General features: G+C 65.4%; 12 protein-coding genes. 6 read left to right on the top strand and 6 right to left on the bottom strand.

The genetic code is table 11. The features are described from left to right. Positions 1–26: 26 nt before the first annotated feature. The 4 genes from ACFSDX_RS21165 to ACFSDX_RS21150 all read right to left on the bottom strand — a co-directional run bounded on the left by ACFSDX_RS21165 (position 27) and on the right by ACFSDX_RS21150 (position 7,118). Positions 27–1,178: a sensor histidine kinase gene (locus ACFSDX_RS21165; protein ID WP_382317208.1), complete on the bottom strand. Its 1,152-nt coding sequence runs from the start codon at positions 1,176–1,178 to the stop codon at positions 27–29. Positions 1,179–1,247: 69 nt separating this feature from the next. Further along, entirely contained in the window at positions 1,248–1,964 is a 717-nt protein-coding gene (locus ACFSDX_RS21160) for a hypothetical protein (RefSeq protein WP_382317206.1), read from the bottom strand. Between the two features lie 235 nt (positions 1,965–2,199). Beyond that, positions 2,200–4,803, bottom strand: coding sequence for a PIG-L family deacetylase (locus tag ACFSDX_RS21155; RefSeq protein ID WP_382317204.1), 2,604 nt, complete (start codon positions 4,801–4,803; stop codon positions 2,200–2,202). Positions 4,804–4,865: 62 nt separating this feature from the next. Continuing rightward, entirely contained in the window at positions 4,866–7,118 is a 2,253-nt protein-coding gene (locus ACFSDX_RS21150) for a TonB-dependent receptor (protein ID WP_382317202.1), read from the bottom strand. A gap of 203 nt (positions 7,119–7,321) precedes the next feature. Here ACFSDX_RS21150 and ACFSDX_RS21145 point away from each other — a divergent pair, with 203 nt between their 5' ends. The 5 genes from ACFSDX_RS21145 to ACFSDX_RS21125 all read left to right on the top strand — a co-directional run bounded on the left by ACFSDX_RS21145 (position 7,322) and on the right by ACFSDX_RS21125 (position 13,397). Next, complete coding sequence (locus ACFSDX_RS21145; protein ID WP_382317199.1) at positions 7,322–8,614, top strand: PAS domain-containing protein; 1,293 nt, start codon at positions 7,322–7,324, stop codon at positions 8,612–8,614. Positions 8,615–8,881: 267 nt separating this feature from the next. Continuing rightward, on the top strand, positions 8,882–10,456 hold the full coding sequence (locus ACFSDX_RS21140) for an AMP-binding protein (protein WP_382317197.1): 1,575 nt from the start codon (positions 8,882–8,884) through the stop codon (positions 10,454–10,456). 23 nt (positions 10,457–10,479) lie between these two features. Then, positions 10,480–11,667, top strand: a complete 1,188-nt coding sequence (locus ACFSDX_RS21135) for a DUF3419 family protein (protein ID WP_382317195.1) — start codon at positions 10,480–10,482, stop codon at positions 11,665–11,667. Further along, positions 11,664–12,797: an aminoglycoside phosphotransferase family protein gene (locus ACFSDX_RS21130; protein WP_382317193.1), complete on the top strand. Its 1,134-nt coding sequence runs from the start codon at positions 11,664–11,666 to the stop codon at positions 12,795–12,797. Before ACFSDX_RS21135 ends, ACFSDX_RS21130 begins: the two co-directional genes overlap by 4 nt. A 381-nt stretch (positions 12,798–13,178) precedes the next feature. Next, positions 13,179–13,397, top strand: a complete 219-nt coding sequence (locus ACFSDX_RS21125; RefSeq protein WP_382317191.1) for a hypothetical protein — start codon at positions 13,179–13,181, stop codon at positions 13,395–13,397. A 33-nt stretch (positions 13,398–13,430) separates the two neighbouring features. Here ACFSDX_RS21125 and ACFSDX_RS21120 read toward each other — a convergent pair whose 3' ends face one another. Together ACFSDX_RS21120 and ACFSDX_RS21115 are read right to left on the bottom strand one after the other, a co-directional pair. Next, a complete protein-coding gene (locus tag ACFSDX_RS21120; protein ID WP_382318217.1) occupies positions 13,431–13,790 on the bottom strand; it encodes a transposase in 360 nt (119 codons plus the stop codon). Positions 13,791–13,992: 202 nt separating this feature from the next. Next, the gene (locus ACFSDX_RS21115; RefSeq protein ID WP_382317189.1) at positions 13,993–14,211 is read right to left on the bottom strand and encodes a transposase; all 219 of its coding nucleotides are present in this window, start codon (positions 14,209–14,211) and stop codon (positions 13,993–13,995) included. A gap of 222 nt (positions 14,212–14,433) precedes the next feature. Between ACFSDX_RS21115 and ACFSDX_RS21110 the strand changes: the two genes are divergently transcribed. Continuing rightward, positions 14,434–16,227 (top strand): PAS domain-containing sensor histidine kinase, encoded by a 1,794-nt coding sequence (locus tag ACFSDX_RS21110; protein WP_382317187.1) that lies wholly within the window; start codon positions 14,434–14,436, stop codon positions 16,225–16,227. Positions 16,228–16,299: the final 72 nt, after the last annotated feature.

Genomic DNA, 16,299 nt, shown 5'->3' with positions numbered 1-16,299 from the left:
TAACCCTACGCCCTGGGGGCGACTGGCTACAGGGCCAGCAGCGGCAAGGTAACCACGAACTCATTGCCCACGGGGCCCGCCGCCACGGGCCGCGGGGTGAGGAAGGCGTAGCGGGCGCGCAGGTTGGCCAGGCCGCGGCCCGAAGCTTCGTTGGCCGCCAGGCGGCGGGGGCGCAGGGTGTTGCGCACGGTGAGGGTGCGGGCGGCGGCATCCACGGCCACGTGCAGGCGCAGGGGGTCGGCTTGGTATGCGGTGTTGTGTTTAAGGGCGTTTTCGAGCAGCAGCTGCAAGGCCAGCGGCGGCACGTAACAGGCCCCTAGGTCGGCGGCCGGGGGCATGTCTAGCTCGACTTGCAGGGCTTCGTCGAGGCGGGTTTTTTGCAGGAAAATGTAGGCTTCGGCAAACTGCAATTCCTCCCCCAGGGGCACCAGCTCCTGGCTTTGGCTGTCGAGCACGTAGCGGTACACCTGGCTAAGCTGCCGGATGAAGCGCACCGCCCGGGCCGGGTCGTGCTCCTCCACCAGCGAAGTGAGGGCATTCAGCGAATTGAACAGGAAGTGCGGGTCTACCTGCCGGCGCAAGGAGTCGAGCCGCGCCACGGCCGACTCTTTTTCGAGGCGCTCGGCGCGCACGGTGGCTTCGCGCCAGGCCAGCAAAAACGAGCGCGAGTGCAAAAACAGCGAGATAACCACCGTGAGCAGCAGCGGAAACGCCGACTGCGCCAGGAAGTGGTGCTGCAAGGTGTAGCCCGGCGCCCGGTGCCAGAGCAGGATGGAAAAGCCCTCGCTCACGCCCACTATCACCAGCAGCGAGGCCAGCGTGGAAGCGCCCACCGTGAACAGCAGCCGCCGGATGGGCTGGGCATCCCACCCTACCTTGATATTGAGCCAATCGACGGTGTAGCCATTGGCCAGCCACAGCCCCACGCAGTAGGCCAGCGAGTAAGCCAGCGAGATGGCGTACTGCCTAGGGTCGCGCCAGGGCGGCGGCGCGTACAGGAAGGCCACTAGCGCGTTGGCCAGCGTTATCCAGCCCAGGCGGCGCCAGACTGCGCCCACCTGCGATATTTTTTCGGCCTTGGCGGCCCCCAGCTGCTGGTTGGCCAGGGCAAAAGGCGGCGGCAAAACGGGCGGTGAAGGAGCAGACACGGCGGGCGGCGAAGCAAGTAAAACAGTCATAAAAGTAATAAGCTACTGGCAGGCGGCAGCCAGGCCGCCGCCCGCCACTGGGAGGTGCCTAGGAGCCTCTTATTTGGCCGCCTGCGAGGCGACATCGTACTTTTTAAGGCGGCCCAACACTTGGCTCTGGCCCCAGCTGGGCGCCAGCGGGCTGGCGGGCCGGAAGGTGGCGTACTTGGCCTTGGCCTCTTCGTAGAGGGGCTTGGCCGCCTCGGCCCCGCCGCCAAACACGCTGGGCGTGTAGTACACGTTGTTGGCGCCCACCAGGTAGGGCCGCGGGTTGTTGGGGTTCAGGGCTTTGGCCTGGGCCACGGCCTCAGTCACCATCCGCGAGTACTTCATGCTGCGCAGCATGGGCGAAACCCCTAGGCGCGCCTGGTAGACGTAGGCTTGCAGCGTCAGCAGCTCCGATTCGTCGCCCTTCAGCCGGCGGGCCTGGGCGAGGGCGGCTTCGGCCTGGTCGAGCAGCTGGTCTTTGGCGTCGCCGTTTTCCTGGCTCTGGAATACGCTGATGAGCAGCGCGTAGGCCTGGTAGTAGCGGGGCAACCAGTCGGCCGGGGCTACGGCAGCGGCGCGCTCCAGCTTGGCGGCGAGGGTTTTGAGTTCGGCCGCGTCGCCGGTGTGCATCACCTGCGTGATGGTGGCACCAAGCAGCTCGGCGTAGCCGGCGGGCGTGGCCGTGGGTGCAGTGGGCGCGACAGTAGTTTGGCTTACGCCTTCCTTCGATTGGGCAGTGGCGCTGAGGCTGGCGGCTACGAGGGCAAGGGCAAAAAGCGGCTTTTTCATGGCTGTAATGGGGATGTGGCGGGTTGGCCGGGTTGATGGCTCAAAGGTGCCCCACCCCGCTCCTGCCCCAAATTCCCCGTTGCCGAACCAGCCCTAGGTGCGCCCGAACCGCCCGAAAAGCGGGAGGAGGCGTTTGGGCAGAAAGTACCGTGGACCCTGCGGGTCCGCGAGTGGCGTGCACTAGACAGAGCACGCCACCCGCGGACCCGCAGGGTCCACGATACAACTCGTTGGGCTACTTCCCGCCCGACTCTACTAGGTTGGCCAATATCCGGTAAGCGCCGGGCACGCCGGCCGGCAGCTCCCGAAACAGCGACAAGCCGGTGTAGATGTAGCGCCCTTTGCCGTAGGGCGCCACCAGGATGGCGCCTTGCTTATCAGTCTCGCCGGGGTCGTGGCTGGCCACGACGGGCTGATAGTGCGCATCCCACTGCGCGGGGTAGTAGAGGCCCTGCTCCTGTATCCAGCCGGTGGCGAAGTCGGCGGGCGTGAGCTTGTTAGGCGCGCTCAGCAGCGGCACTTGGGAGGTGAGGAACGTCACGGGCGTGTTCTCCACCGTCACGCGGTCGGCGGATAGCGTGAGGGGATAGGGACCGATTTCGGGTAGCACCGTGCCGCGGTTCACGACGTACTGCACCAGCATGGTGCCGCCGTTTTCAACGTATTTGAGCAGCTGCGGCTGCTGGGTTTTTAGCTTATCGAGCACGTTGTAGGCACGCACGCCCAGCACCACGGCGTCGTACTTGGCCAGGCGCTCGGTGGTGAGGTCGGTGGCGGGGTCGAGTAGACTCACGGTGTAGCCGAGCTGGCGCAGGGCCTCGGGCACCTCGTCGCCGGCGCCCATGAGGTAGCCGATGGTGCGGGTGTGGCCGCGCGCCACGTTCAAGCGCACTAGCGGGGCCGTGGCCTCGGGGAAGAGCGTCTGGGTCGGGATGTGCGGGTACTCGATGGTCTGGATGCCGCGGCTATATTTCTCGGTGCCCACGGTGGCCACGGCGCGCAATTCGGCTTTGCCCTCGGCCGCGCCGGCCAGCGGGCGCAGCGTGAAATTGATGGTTTGCTCGTCGTCCTTGTTCTTCAAGTTGAAGGCGGCCGTGGCGGGCTCGACCTGCCAGCCGCTGGGCACCTGCAAGGCCAGCGACCCAGCTACCCCAGCCTGGCCGGCGCGCAGCGTCACGGGCACGGGCTTGGGCTGCTGGTCGGCAAAGACATAGGCGCGGGCGGCGGGGATATTCACCAGCACCGGCGGCACCACGGCCAGCGGCTGGTAGAGCTCACCTAGGACCGGGTCAGTGTGCTTGTACTGGACGGGGACAGTAGCGGAATAATATAGTAGTACTCCCTTTACGGCATATGAAAAGCTTACCGACGCCACTGGCGCGTTTTCGGGCATGCCGCGCACAAAATGAGAGATGCTGGTAAAATCCGACTCCGGCTCCGAGAACTTGTACATCCCTACTGAACCAGGCTCGCGCAGCCAGTAAGGCTGGGAAATTAGCGCGTTGCTAAAACCCGCAACAGGTAGGGTACCAGTCACTCGTTTCCCAGGGCTCAGTTCAGCGGTTTGCTTAGGGTCTATGCGCGGCTCATCTAGCGTTATCGTAGTAGGGTCGCCCGGGAAATGACTTTTCGAGAGCCTGACCTTGTTTAACGTGATGGGCAAAGCCGACCGATTCAGAATCTCATAGGTAACGGAAGCTTGTCCGCCACTGGCAAGCGTCGGCTCGCTTACAGTTGCCTCCGCATAAATTCCTGAGCAGGCTTGTTGCAGGGTAGAAATAGCAGTCAGTTTTTCATCCAGCCAAAACAAGTCTTTTGCACCCGTTCTCAGACGAGCAAGTGCTTCGTAAGCTTTAGCCAGCCCCGCCACACTAGCGCTCGGGTTCGCCGCGTCATAAGTCCGAATCACCTCGCTCACCATTTTCCCCACCGCCGCGCCATTCGTAACGCGCCCCCAAGTCTGGTCGATGCCTTCGAATAAATCGGTTTTGGCGGACGTGCCTTTCACGAACTGGAAGTACTCGATGGCTTCGCCGCGCTGGGCGGCCGAGCCGAAGCCCTGGCTGCGGTGCTGCGAGCGCGAGTGGGCCGCGATTTCGCCGTAGCTCTGGCCCAGGAGCGGGTTATAGCCGCCGGCATCAAGCTTCAAATACCCATCCATGTTCTCGCCGGGCTTCACGAAGTAGCTGCCGGTGTTCCAGTAGAGGCGCTTGGGCTGCCAGGCTTGCACGTATTTGAGCTGCTCGGGGAAGCGCTTGGGGTCGCCGGCGGCGTCGAAGGCTTCGGCGGCCAGGATGGCGCTGGCCTGGTGGTGGCCGTGGCCGGCGCGGGCATCGGGCGGGAAGCGCGTGATGAGCACGTCGGGCCGCCGCTGGCGGATAACCCACACCATGTCACTGAGCACCTGCTCCTTGTCCCAGATGGTGAAGGTTTCGGCCGAGGTCTTGCTAAAGCCGAAGTCGTTGGCGCGGGTGAAGTACTGGTGCGCCCCGTCGATGCGCCGCGCCGCCAGCAGCTCCTGGGTGCGGATGACGCCGAGCTGCTCGCGCAGCTCGGGGCCGATGAGGTCCTGGCCACCATCGCCGCGGGTGCAGCTGAGGTAGCTGGTTTCGAGCTGGCGGCCGTTGGCGAGGTAGGCTAGCAGGCGGGTATTCTCGTCATCAGGGTGGGCGGCGATGTACATCACCGAGCCCACGACGTTGAGCTTTTTGAGACCTAGGAGGATTTCGGAGGACGTGTAGGTTTTGGGCGCCTGGGCGTTTGCATCAATGAGCAATGAACAATGAGCGATGAGTAGGCTCAACAAAGACAAGCGAGTAGCGCGGAGAAATCGAAACATAGGGTGCAAACAGGTTCGGGCCGTGAAGTTACCGGCGGAAAGGGCTCGCCGCCCACGTAACCCTAATCGGGCGCCACCGACGTATCACCGGTCGATTTCTTGTTAATCGAAATCAGCAGCGCAGCCACGATGAACTGCGGGGCCAACTGGCGCACGGGCGCGGCGGCGTAGCGGCCGGCGGCATCGGGCGTGGTGGCGTAGCGGTAGCCGTAGATGTTGTCGCGGCCGAGCAGGTTAGTTACACCTAGGTGCACAATGGTGTACTGCCCGGCCAGGTGCGTGAGGTAGCTCAGGCTGAGGTCGAGGCTTTGGTAGCTGGGCGTGCGGCCCTGGTTGAAGCCGGGCAGGTTGGGGTTGTGATAGGCGCGGGCACTGCCGTAGGCGTAGGTGCCGCTCACTTGCAGGTGCAGCTTCTCGAACCAGTACTTGCCCACCAAACTCAGGTTGTGGGTGGCAGCAAAGGTGGGCACGGCCGCCGCGAGGTCGCCGCGAAACTGGCGGCGGGTGTCGAGCAGGCCGTAGCTCACCCAAAAATCCACCTTCTTAAACGTCTGATAGCGGTCGCGGAAAAACACGTCCACGCCCTGGGCGTAGCCGGCGCCGGAGTTGGCGTAGGCCGCGGCGTTCAGCACGTTATAGCCATCGAAGCGCACCAGGCCGCGGTAGTCTTTACGGTAGAGCTCGGCGCGTAGCGTGCGGGCGCTGGTCTGGTACTGGTAGCTGAGGATGTAGTGCGCCGCCCGCTCGAACCCTAGGGCCGGCTGCACGCGCAGCAGGTCGTTGGTGGGGCTTTGGTAGAACAGGCCCCCGGCGGCGGCCACCTGCTGGCCGCCGCCCAGTTGCCAGGCCAGGGCCAGGCGCGGGGCCAAATTGGCCTGGCGCAGCAGGCCCGAGTACTCGCCCCGCAGCCCCACCCGCCCCGTGAGGCGCGGCGCCAGGCTCAGCTCGCTTTCGGCGAATACGGCGGGGCGCTTTTCCAGAAAGCCGGGAGTGTAGGTGGGCGCCTCGGACGTAGCCTGGTAGCGCAAGTCGTAGCGCTGGGCGGTGGCCTCGGCGCCGAGCTTGAGATTGAACCAGGTGCTGGCCGAGTCGTTGGTGAGCACCACGCGGGCGGTGGCAGTGCGCTCTACTTCCTCGATGCGCTGGGGCTCGGGCTGCACGGCGTTGTGCTCGCGGCTTAGGGCCAGGCCGGCGTGCAGGCTCCAGCCGCGGCGCAGGGCGGTGCGGTAGGTGGTGTTGAGGTAGTAGTTTTCATTTTGCAGCGCCGTGAGGCGGCCGGTAGCGGCGTAGGCGGCCTCGGGGTCGGCCTGGCGGGTGGCCACCCGCTGGCTACTGTAGGTAGCGTATATCTTAAACAGCCCGCCGCCCGCCGCGCGGTGGGCCAGCCGCACCGAGCCACCTAGGCGCTGCGGCGCCTGCTCCCAGCGTTGGTCGGGCGCGGTGAGGCCAAAGTAGGGCGCAAGGTTGGTGTAATCAATGGTAGCCGAGGCCGAGGTACGGTCCCAGCGCTGAGTGCGCGACAGGCTGCCGCCCACGCTCAGCAGCGAGATGCCGGTCTGGGTCTCCGGGTCGAGGTCGATGGAATTCAGCCCCACCACCGCGCTCAGCGCCTGCCCATACTCGACCGAGTAGCCGCCCGTGCTGAACAGCGTGCCCTTAAACAAGGTGGGCGCAAACCGGCCCCGCGCCGGCACGCCCGCCGTGCTGCCGCCGTAGAAGCTCTGCACGGGCAGCCCATCGAGGTAGTAGCGGGTTTCGGAGGCCGCCCCGCCGCGCACGAACAGCTTGCCTTCCTCGCCCACCCGCGTGGTGCCGGGCAGGGTGTTGAGGGCGCTGGCGATGTCGGCATTAGCCCCAGCAGTGGTCAAGATATCGAGCGGCTTGAGGGCGGCGGCGCGCTTCTCATCGCTGGCCTCAAAGGCGCCCGCCACGATGCTGACCGTACCTAGGGAGGCCCGGCTTTCGCGCAGGCGGCGGGGCGGCAGCACCAGCGCGCCGCCGGGCAGCGCCAGCGGCGTTTCCTGCATTTCGTAGCCGATGAGCGTGCACACCAGCGGCAGCGTACCCGTGGCCGTGGTGCCGAAGGTAAACCGGCCCAGCGAGTCGGTAGTAGCCCCGTCGAAGGTAGTTTTCAGGAACACGTTTACGCCAGGCAGCGGGCGGCCGGCCCCGTCGAGCACGGTGCCGCTGAGCTGGGTGGGCCCTAGGGCCGGGCGGGCGGGCGCCGCAGTGGCGAGCGGCGTGGCCGGCGTCTGGGCGGCGGCGGTACCTAGGGTGGCGCCGGCAAGCAGCAGGCAGAGTAGCGAAGATTTCATGGGGCCGGGCGGTTGGGGTGGCTTGGTGGCCCAAAGGTGCCCGGCCTAGGTAGCGGCCCTCAAGTAAAAGCTGCTGAACCCGCAAAACCCCGGCTTGAACCGTCAGGCAAGCGGGTTTGGGCGCCGCAGGGCAACGCCGACGGGGCCGCTACGTTTTAGGCGATGGAAATGCGTATTTTCGCCCCCGCTCTAGCCGATTTGTGATGCCTGACTCTGCTCTTCCCGTCGATTACCAACACCTTTTTCGGTCGCTCCCGGAGAATTTTTTGCTGATTGCGCCCGACGCCGACGCCACCATTCTCGACAATACCGACAGCCACGTGGCCGTGTCGCTCAAAAGCCGGGAAGAAGCCGTAGGCAAGCCATTTTTTGAGGCCTACCCCGCCGCCGACGATGGCAGCGCGGCCGTCATCCGCGAGTCGCACGACTACGTGCGCCAGCACCTGGCGCCGCACACCATGCCGCTCATTCGCTACGACCTGGCCGGGGCCGATGGGCAGTTGGAGGAGTTTTACTGGCAAGCCACCCACTACCCCGTGCTCGACGCCCAGGGCCGGCTGCAATACATTGTGCAGCGCACCCAAAACGTGACCGAGCAGCTGCGCATTGCCCGGGCCGCCGCCGAGGCCCAGGCCCGGCTAGCCGAGGAGCAGTCGCGCACGCTCTTCATTCTGGAAAGCCTGCCGGTGTTCATTTGGACCACCACGCCTACCGGCGAGGCCGATTATTTCAACCCGCGCTGGCTGGCCTTCACCGGCCACACCCTGGCCGAGGAGATTGGCGAAAGCTGGGCCAACAGCCTGCACCCCGACGACCAGGCGCGGGTGCACACTACCTGGCAGCACTGCATCACTACGGGCGATTCGTTTCAGGCCGAGTACCGCCTGCGCCGCGCCGATGGCGAGTACCGTTGGCTGCTGAGCCGCGCCGAGCCCCGCCGCGCCGACGATGGCACGATAACCATGTGGGTGGGCGGCGCCACCGACATCCACGACCAGAAGCAAATGGTGGAAGAGCTGCTCGACAACAACGAGCAGCAGGCCCTGCTCTCCGAGCAAGCCTACCAGAACTACCAACTGGCGCAGCAGCAGCGCCAAACCCTCTACGGCCTACTCATGCAGGCGCCCGCCTGCATCGGCATCACGCGGGGCCCCACGCACCGCTTCGAGTTTGTCAATGAAGGCCTGGCCAACCTCGTGCACCACACCGAGCTGGTGGGCCGCACCACGGCCGAGGCCTTCCCCGAGCTGCAAGGCCAGGGTATTCTCGAAGCGCTCGACGAGGTGTACGCCACCGGCGAAAGCTACCAGGGCCGCGAAATCCTCATCCGGCTCGGCACCGGTGACGGCAGCGGGCAGTTGCGCGATGCGTATTTCAACTCGTTCTACCAGCGCTTCGACGAAGGCGGCCAGGCCGCCGGCATCACCATCTACGCCTACGAGGTTACCGAACTGGTTGAAACCCGCCGCCAGCTCCACGAACTCCTAGGGCGCTAATACGCGGGTACCAAGCGCTTCGGCCTAAGCCCCTTCTAAAGTCTACTTGCTGGCCGAAGCCCGCGCCCTTTGCTACCGGCCCGCCAACGCGGCACCTAGCCCACACACGCCACACTAAATACTGTTTTACAAGTATTTAATGTGGCGTGTGCTGTTTGATAGCATGCGGCGACAGCACCAGCAGCTTACTGATTTTTTTGGTTTCTAAAGTCAGTTTGCTACAGAAATAGGCTGGCGCGAGCGAGCACCCGGCCGGCACCTTTGGGCATGCTTCTCGCTCCTGCTTCGCCCCTCGTTTGTTTGCCAGTGCCGCCGCCCGCCGCGCCGGCCCAGCACCCCAATTTTGCCGAGCGCTTGTTTGCAGCGCTGCGCCAGCAGCCCGCCCAGGAAGTGCTGCGCTGGCCCGCGGCCCAGCCCGGCGCCACCCCGCTCCGCGTGAGCGGGGCCGCCCTGCTGGCGCGGGTAGTGGCCTGGCAGCAAGCGCTGGAGGCCAACGGCCCCTTGCCCCTGGGTGCGCCCGTGCTGCTGGCCCACCCCGGCAGCCCCGAGCTGGTGGCGGCGCTGCTAGCTGTACTGGGCCTGGGTGGGGTGCCCGTGCTGCCCCCGGCGGACGCGAGCGCCCGCACGCTGTACCACTTGCTCAAAGCAGAGCGCATTGGGCGGGCGGTGGTAGCGCCCGGCACGCAGCGTCGGCTGGGGTGGCTGGGGCGCCTGGTGGGTTGCCGCTGCGTGGCCGCGCCCGCTGCGGCGGGCTACGACGACTGGGCCGGCCCCACGCCGGGCGCCGTGGCCACGCCCGTGCTGCGCGCCGTGCGCCCCGAGCAGCCGGCACTGATTTCGCACAGCTCGGGCTCGGCGTCGGGGCGGCCGGCGGCGGTGCGGCGCAGCCACCGGGTGCTGCAAGCCCAGCACGAGGCGCTGCGCACGCAGTTTCCGCCCTGGCCGGGGCAGCGCGACTTTCCGCTGTTTCCCAACGTCATTTTGCACAACCTGGCCGTGGGCACGCTCAGCATCGTGCCCGACCTATCTAGGGGTAAACTGGCGCTGCTCGACCCCGCCCGCATAATAGCTCAGCTGACTACCGAGCGCGTTGAAACGCTGACGGGCAACGTGTTTTATTTCGAGCAGCTGCTGGCCTACCTAGGGCAGTACCCAGCCACGTTTCCGGCGGTGCGGGCGCTGGGGGTGGGCGGCTCGCCGGTGCCCGAGCGGCTGCTGGCGGCGCTGCGCAGCTGCTTCCCGCGGGCCGTGTGCTACGTCATCTACGGCGCCTCCGAGGCTGAGCCCATTGCGGTGCGGGCCGCTACCGGCCCGGCCCTCGACCCGCGCCTGGGCTACTGCGTGGGCTCGCCGCACGCCGGCCTCGACCTTATGCTTTATGAGCCGCAACCGGTGTGGCAGCCCACGGCCACCGCCACCGACCTGGGCGCCCCCGCCGGCCCGCCGCGCTACCAGGCCGGCGAAGTGCTGGTGCGCGGCCCGCACGTGGCGCAGGCCCCCGGCGCCTGGCTACCCACCGGCGACTTCGGCTACCTCGACGCGGCCGGGCAGCTCTGGCTCACGGGCCGGCGCGGCGCGGCCATCCTGGTGCGCGGCGTGGGCCACTATCAGCTCGAGCACTGCCTGCGCCAGCTGCCGGGCGTGGCCCAGGTGGCCGCGCTGCCCCGCCCCGATGGCTCGGCTTTCGACGTGTGGGTGGCCGGCAGCACCACGGCCGCGGCGGTGCAGGCGGCCAGCGCGGCGGCCTTCGGGCCGGGGCTGCTAGGGCGGGTGTCGCACCGCGCCCGGCTGCCCGTCGATGGCCGGCACTTCTCCAAAATTCGCTACGACTTACTCCGCTAACCTCCCTTCTGCTACCGCTCGCTATGCACTCCGAATTTGCCCACATTCCTCTCGACCGCCTGCGCTACGGCTTGGTGTGGGAAGACCACGCCACGCTGTACCAGGCGCTCGACCTAGGGCCCGCCGACCATGCCCTCATCATCACCTCGGCGGGCTGCAACGCGCTGAATGCGCTGCTCGCCGGCCCGCGCCAAGTCACGGCCATCGACCTCAATCCGCTGCAAAACCAGCTGCTGGCCCTCAAGATGCACGCCATCGCGCACCACCCGCCGGCGGTGCTGCGCGGGCTGCTGGGCCTGGCTGGCCCGGCCGCCGTGGCGGCGGCCACCGTGGCGCTGCAAACCACGCTGCCCCCGGCCGACTACGCCGCCTGGGCCGCTTACCTCGCCCAGCACCCTAGGGGCCTGCTGCTGGCCGGGCAGCTCGAAAGCTACGTCACGGGCTTCGTGCCCAGCCTGCCGGCCGCGTGGCAAGCCCGGCTGCGCGGCTTACTCGACTGCGATAGCGTGGCCGAGCAGGCCGCGTACTTCCGGCAGGAGCTGGACCAGCCCGATTTTCGAGCGCGGTTCGGGGCGTATTTCGACGCGGTTAACCTCAGCCAAGGGCGCGACCCGCGCCTGTTTCGCTACGCGGCCGAGTCGGGCGGCACCACCTTTTACGAGCGGCTGCGGCGGCAGCTGGGCCAGCAGCTAGCGCGGGATAATTTCTTTTTCCGCTTCCTGTTTTTTGGGCCCGAAAACCTGCCCGAAGCGCTGCTACCGCCCTGCTACCGGGCGGCCAATCACCAGCTGCTGCGCCGCCGCCTATCAAGACTCCGGCTCGTGACGGGCGAGGCCAGCGAGTTCCTGCTATCGGCCGCCGGACACGATGTGACGAAGGCCAGCTTGTCCAACATTTTTGAGTACGTCAGCCCCGCCGAGTTTGGGCGCGTGAGCCGGGCGCTGGCCACCCGGCCGGCCCCGCTGCGCCTGGTTTTCTGGAACCTGCTGCAAGCGCAGGCGCCCCGGCGCACGGCCGCCGTGCCGCTGCTGCCCGCCCTTTCTACCGACCTAGGCGCGCACGATGCCTGCTTCTACTTCGGCGGCGTGCGGGTGCTCGACTACCTCACGGATTCAACTGATTTAACGGATGGCGCAGATGCGCCCGCCGCTCAGTTCTCGTCGCTTATCGCTTATTCTTCCGTCCTCCTTTCTACTGCCTTTTCGCGATGAATCCTGACTTTTTGCAAGCCCTACTGCGCCAGCACGCCCCGGCCCAGGCGGCCGAAGTGCGGGCCGTGCGCCCGAGGCCGCTCGATAGCTCGACCAGCATTCTATCCAGCCTCACGGCGGGGCGCACGGCGCAGCCCATCGGCCTCTACGGGCTGGAGGTGGAGCTGCGCGAGGCCGGCCAGCCCTGGCGCACCGAGCGCCTGGTGCTCAAGGCCAAGCCCCACGGCCGCGCCATTTGCCAGATGATTACGGGCCTGGCCCAGGCCTGCGGCGGGGCGGTGGCCGAGGTGTACCCGGCCTTCGAATATCTCACCGGCTTCGGCAACACGCACCGGCGCGAGCTGGCCGTGTACGCCGCCCCGGCCAGCCCGGCCGCCGCCCTGCTGCCCCGCGTGTGGGGCACCCACGCCGACCCGGCCACCGATACCTACCTCGTGGTACTAGAAGACCTCAGCGAGCGCGAGCTCCTAAACTCGGTGCTGGCGCCCGCGCACTGGACCGATGCGCACCTGCGCGCCGCCCTGCGCCAGCTCGCGGCCTGGCACGCCCACCATCTGGTACCAGCCGGCGCCGCGCCGCCCGAGGCCGCGCCCGCCACCTGGCCGCAGCTCGCCCCGCTTTGGGAGGCCCTGCTGGACCACGCCGGGCGGCAGTTCCCGGACCTCTATTCGGCGGCGCGGCGGCGGCACCTAGGGCAGGCTATCAGCGGTACTCCGGGCAATTGGGCTACGCTCAGTGCCTTATCCAAAACGCTCATTCACAACGACCTGAACCCGCGCAATACGTGCTTCCGGCCCGGCCCCGACGGCCAGCCCGCGCTGGTGGCCTACGACTGGGAGCTGGCCACCTACCACCTGCCGCAGTACGACGCGGTGGAGCTGCTGTGCTTCGTGCTCGGGCCCGACCGCTACCACCTGCGCGCCGGCTACCTAGGCTACTACCGCCAGCAGCTGCACGCCCGCACCGGCCGCTTTGCCGACGCGGCCGCCTTTGCCGAAGGCACCCGCCTGGCCACCCTAGAGTTTGGCCTTCACCGCCTGGGGCTGTATCTGCTGCCGCACACGCTCAGCCCCTACCCCTTCCTGCCGCGGGTGGTGGAAAGCTTTTTTGCGGCGGCGAATAGTGAGTAGTTATTAGCAGCCTTTCTGAACAAGGAAAACCAGAAACGGTCGTCATGCTTCACTGCGTGGCCACCAGATGAGCATGACGACCTGTTTTAAAAACGCTTATTCTATGGCCTTGTTATAGCATATCAGCAAGGGGATAAAATTACGCTAAACTTGATTTCTACCACAAGTGCGTCACTCATTGCCTTTTTTTATTGGTGCGGCCAGCAGTGGGCAGCAGGAGTGACGTCAGAGGGCGGGCAGTAGCCATTCCAGCTCCAGAAGTGCTTCATTTGACCGTCAGGCGCAACGTTTTGCCATCGGCGCGCACCATGTACACACCCGTGGCATATGCGGGCGGCAACACCAGCGCGGCTATACCCTCGGAGGCGCTTCGCCCGGCACGTGGCCAAGCTCAGCCTCACGCAGCAACTGAGTAGTCGTCCGCCCAGCACCCGGGGCTTCATACCCGTAGCCAAGCGCTGGTTCGTGGAGCGCACCTTTGCCTGGCTCACTGGCTTTCGGCGACTAGCCATCGACTACGAATTTACCCCGCGCTCGCACGAAACTTGGCTGCTCATTGCCAACATGACCGTGTGTCTCAGTTGCTTAACGAAAGCCTAATTCCCAAACACCCTCTAAGAGCGTGTTTGGGAATTAGGAGCTAGTAGTTCGTCGGAGGGACATAGTTAGGTTGGCAACTAGCAGCCAAGCTCCATGGCTAACTGGCTGGCGCTCATAGTCCATAACCACGAGGCGGAAGCAGTTGAGCCAGGCAAAGGTGCGCTCCACGACCCAGCGTTTGGTCACCGGCACGAAGCTACGTCCGGCAGTTGGGGGACGACTACCCAGTTGCTGTTGCCAGCCCAGGGCCTGCACATAGTGCGCAAAGCGCCCCTGATACGCCCTGTCCGTCAACACGCTGCGCAGACGACTAGCCCAGACTGGTCGCAGCTGGTTCCGGGCAGGTAATAGGGGGTTGGCGCCACGGCTGTCGTGGCCATTGGCTGCGTGCACGCGACGCGCCAAATCCACCCGCTCGTGTCGCAGAGTAGCTGGCGCTTACGGCCTTTGACGCGCTTGTGGGCATCGAGGCCCCGCTGCTGGCCCAGGCGCGGGACCAGTTTGACGCTTTGCGCATCGACTAGTGCCAGCGAACGCGTAGGCAGACGCCCTTGCGCCAGCCGGTCCGCGCGGTTACTGGCTTGATTGAGGCGGGCTAACGTGCCGTCCGCCTGCCAGCGGCGGAAGTAGTAATACACGGCAGGCCAGGGGGAAAGCAAGCGGGCAAATACCGCCACTGACAACCAGTTCGGCAGCTATTGTGCATGGCGTCAACTACTTGCCGCAGACAGTGGTGGCGTTTGCGCTGCACAGCCAGCAAGTGCGCGATAACTTGCCACTGCGAGTCAGTAAGGGGTTGATGACCGTCAACCATAATGCGTGCGGGAGCCTAGGAACTCCCACCGCAACTTACTGGCTCGTTTCTTTTTGCTCAGCTAATTCCTAAACACGCTCTAAAGGCATTCCACATGAAAGCAGCTAAGGACCAAACGATGGTAAGCTATCAACTGGCTCCCTGTCGCTCGCGATACAGGTAGTAAGACGGGCGAACAGCGCTGATTAGTATCTTCCGCTCCTCAACAGTAAGTCTCTGCAGATGGGCATCCGTGACGAGTTTCAGATGGTAGAGAACCTACTACTTTCTTCTTCCGACGTGCTGTGTGCCCTGGACCAGCACGACCGCTTGTGGCGGATAGGTATGGCCGGCCAGCGCGTACTGGGCTACGCGCCAGCGGAACTTACTGGGGCACCCTTCCGCACCCTTCTTCATCCCACCGACTATGCCCAGGTCGAGGCCGCCTACCAGGCCGCTCGGCAGCAAGCTACGCCCGTTTGCTTCGAGGGTCGCTGCCTGACCAAGACGGGGCAGGCAGTAGCGCTCGCGTGGTCAGTCTTTCGATGGCCTGCGACGGAGTTGCTACTTTGCATGGGGCGCACCGTCGAATCCCAGCTTGTCACGCGCCCCACAGAAATCCCGGCGGGCAATGCCCTGCTCGAACGCATTGCCGATGCCTATATCGAGGTTGATACGGACTGGACCATTACCCATTTCAACGACCAGGCCGAGCGAGTGCTGCAAATCGACCGTCAACAGTGCCTAGGCCGAAACCACTGGCAAGTCTTTCCCAACACGGTCAACAGCCGCTTCGGCTACTACCTGCACTTGGCGGTTGATTCAGGGCAGCCCGTCCATTTTGAAGCGCTTTCTACGCGCACGAACCGGTGGCTGGAAGTCAAAGCCCGGCCTACTGCTGAGGGACTTGCCATTTTCCTGGCCAACATCACGGACCGGGTTACGGCGGCTAAACACCTGGAGCAGCTGGCCCTGGTGGCCCAGGGCACGGACAACGGGGTGCTCATTAGCGATGCCCAGGGCCGCACCGAATGGGTCAACGAAGGCTTCACCAAGCACACGGGCTATGTCCTGGCCGACCTGCTAGGTCGCTTTCCCGGTGCCGTGCTCGACGGCCCCGACACCGACCCGGCGGTCCAAGAGACTATCCGCGCCTACTTCCGTCAGCCCGAACCCTTCTCCGTGCCGATTCTCACCTACACGAAAGCCGGCGAGAAGCTTTGGGTGTTGCTCCACGTTACGCCCATCTACAACCAAGCCGGCGAGCTGACGCAATTCATCTCTATTCAGCAGAACATCAATGCGCAAAAGGTGATGGAAGCCCAGCAGGCTCAGCTGACGCAGGACCTGTACGAGCACAATCGTGATTTGCAACAGTTCACCTACATGCTTTCGCACAATCTGCGGGCCCCGCTAGCCAACGCGTTAGGGCTAAGCCAGCTGCTCACCCGGGTCGGCAAGCACAGTCCCGTATTTGATGCCTCGCTGGGGTATCTGCGCCAGAGCCTCGAACAAGTGGATGGCGTGCTCCACGACCTGAACCTGGTGCTTTCCCTGCGCGACCAGCAGCACCAGCAAACCCCCGAAACCGTGGTGCTGGCCGAGGTCTGTGAGCAAGCTATCCAGCACTGGACGCCGGCCCTGACCGCGTGCGGGGGCCAGGTCACGCTCGACGTGGCGGAAGGCCTGCTGGTGCGCGGCACCCGGGCCTACGTGTACAGCCTGTTCGATAATCTGCTCTCTAATGCCCTGAAGTACCGCGCGCCAGCGCGCCCCTTACACATCACCATTGCGAGCGAGGCAGGCGCGCATGGCGGAGCTACGATTCAGTTCGCGGACAATGGCTCGGGCTTTGACCAGGTCAAGGCCGGAGCTAAATTATTCCAACTCTACCAGCGCTTCCACGGTGGGCACCAAGGCCGGGGGCTGGGCTTGTTCCTGGTCAAAACGCACGTGGAAGCGATGGGCGGTACCATCGAGGTCAGCAGCCAGGTGGGGGTAGGCACACGCTTCGTGATTCAGCTTAACCAACGCTAGCCGGGGCACTTACCTGCTCAAGGATGCGGGTAGCAGACTTTAAGGGGTCTCACTAGAGTAGGAACAGAAAAC

This window comes from Hymenobacter bucti, from assembly GCF_042681145.1.
Classification (GTDB): Bacteria; Bacteroidota; Bacteroidia; order Cytophagales; family Hymenobacteraceae; genus Hymenobacter; species Hymenobacter bucti.
Note: the sequence above shows the minus strand (reverse complement) of the source record. Positions and strands in the feature narration are given on the sequence as shown.

Excerpts from the sequence above, each read along its gene's own strand:
- ACFSDX_RS21165 (WP_382317208.1), bottom strand. The coding sequence starts at position 1,178 with ATGACTGTTTTACTTGCTTCGCCGCCCGCCGTGTCTGCTCCTTCACCG.
- ACFSDX_RS21160 (WP_382317206.1), bottom strand. The coding sequence starts at position 1,964 with ATGAAAAAGCCGCTTTTTGCCCTTGCCCTCGTAGCCGCCAGCCTCAGC.
- ACFSDX_RS21155 (WP_382317204.1), bottom strand. The coding sequence starts at position 4,803 with ATGTTTCGATTTCTCCGCGCTACTCGCTTGTCTTTGTTGAGCCTACTC.
- ACFSDX_RS21150 (WP_382317202.1), bottom strand. The coding sequence starts at position 7,118 with ATGAAATCTTCGCTACTCTGCCTGCTGCTTGCCGGCGCCACCCTAGGT.
- ACFSDX_RS21145 (WP_382317199.1), top strand. The coding sequence starts at position 7,322 with ATGCCTGACTCTGCTCTTCCCGTCGATTACCAACACCTTTTTCGGTCG.
- ACFSDX_RS21140 (WP_382317197.1), top strand. The coding sequence starts at position 8,882 with ATGCTTCTCGCTCCTGCTTCGCCCCTCGTTTGTTTGCCAGTGCCGCCG.
- ACFSDX_RS21135 (WP_382317195.1), top strand. The coding sequence starts at position 10,480 with ATGCACTCCGAATTTGCCCACATTCCTCTCGACCGCCTGCGCTACGGC.
- ACFSDX_RS21130 (WP_382317193.1), top strand. The coding sequence starts at position 11,664 with ATGAATCCTGACTTTTTGCAAGCCCTACTGCGCCAGCACGCCCCGGCC.
- ACFSDX_RS21115 (WP_382317189.1), bottom strand. The coding sequence starts at position 14,211 with ATGGTTGACGGTCATCAACCCCTTACTGACTCGCAGTGGCAAGTTATC.
- ACFSDX_RS21110 (WP_382317187.1), top strand. The coding sequence starts at position 14,434 with ATGGGCATCCGTGACGAGTTTCAGATGGTAGAGAACCTACTACTTTCT.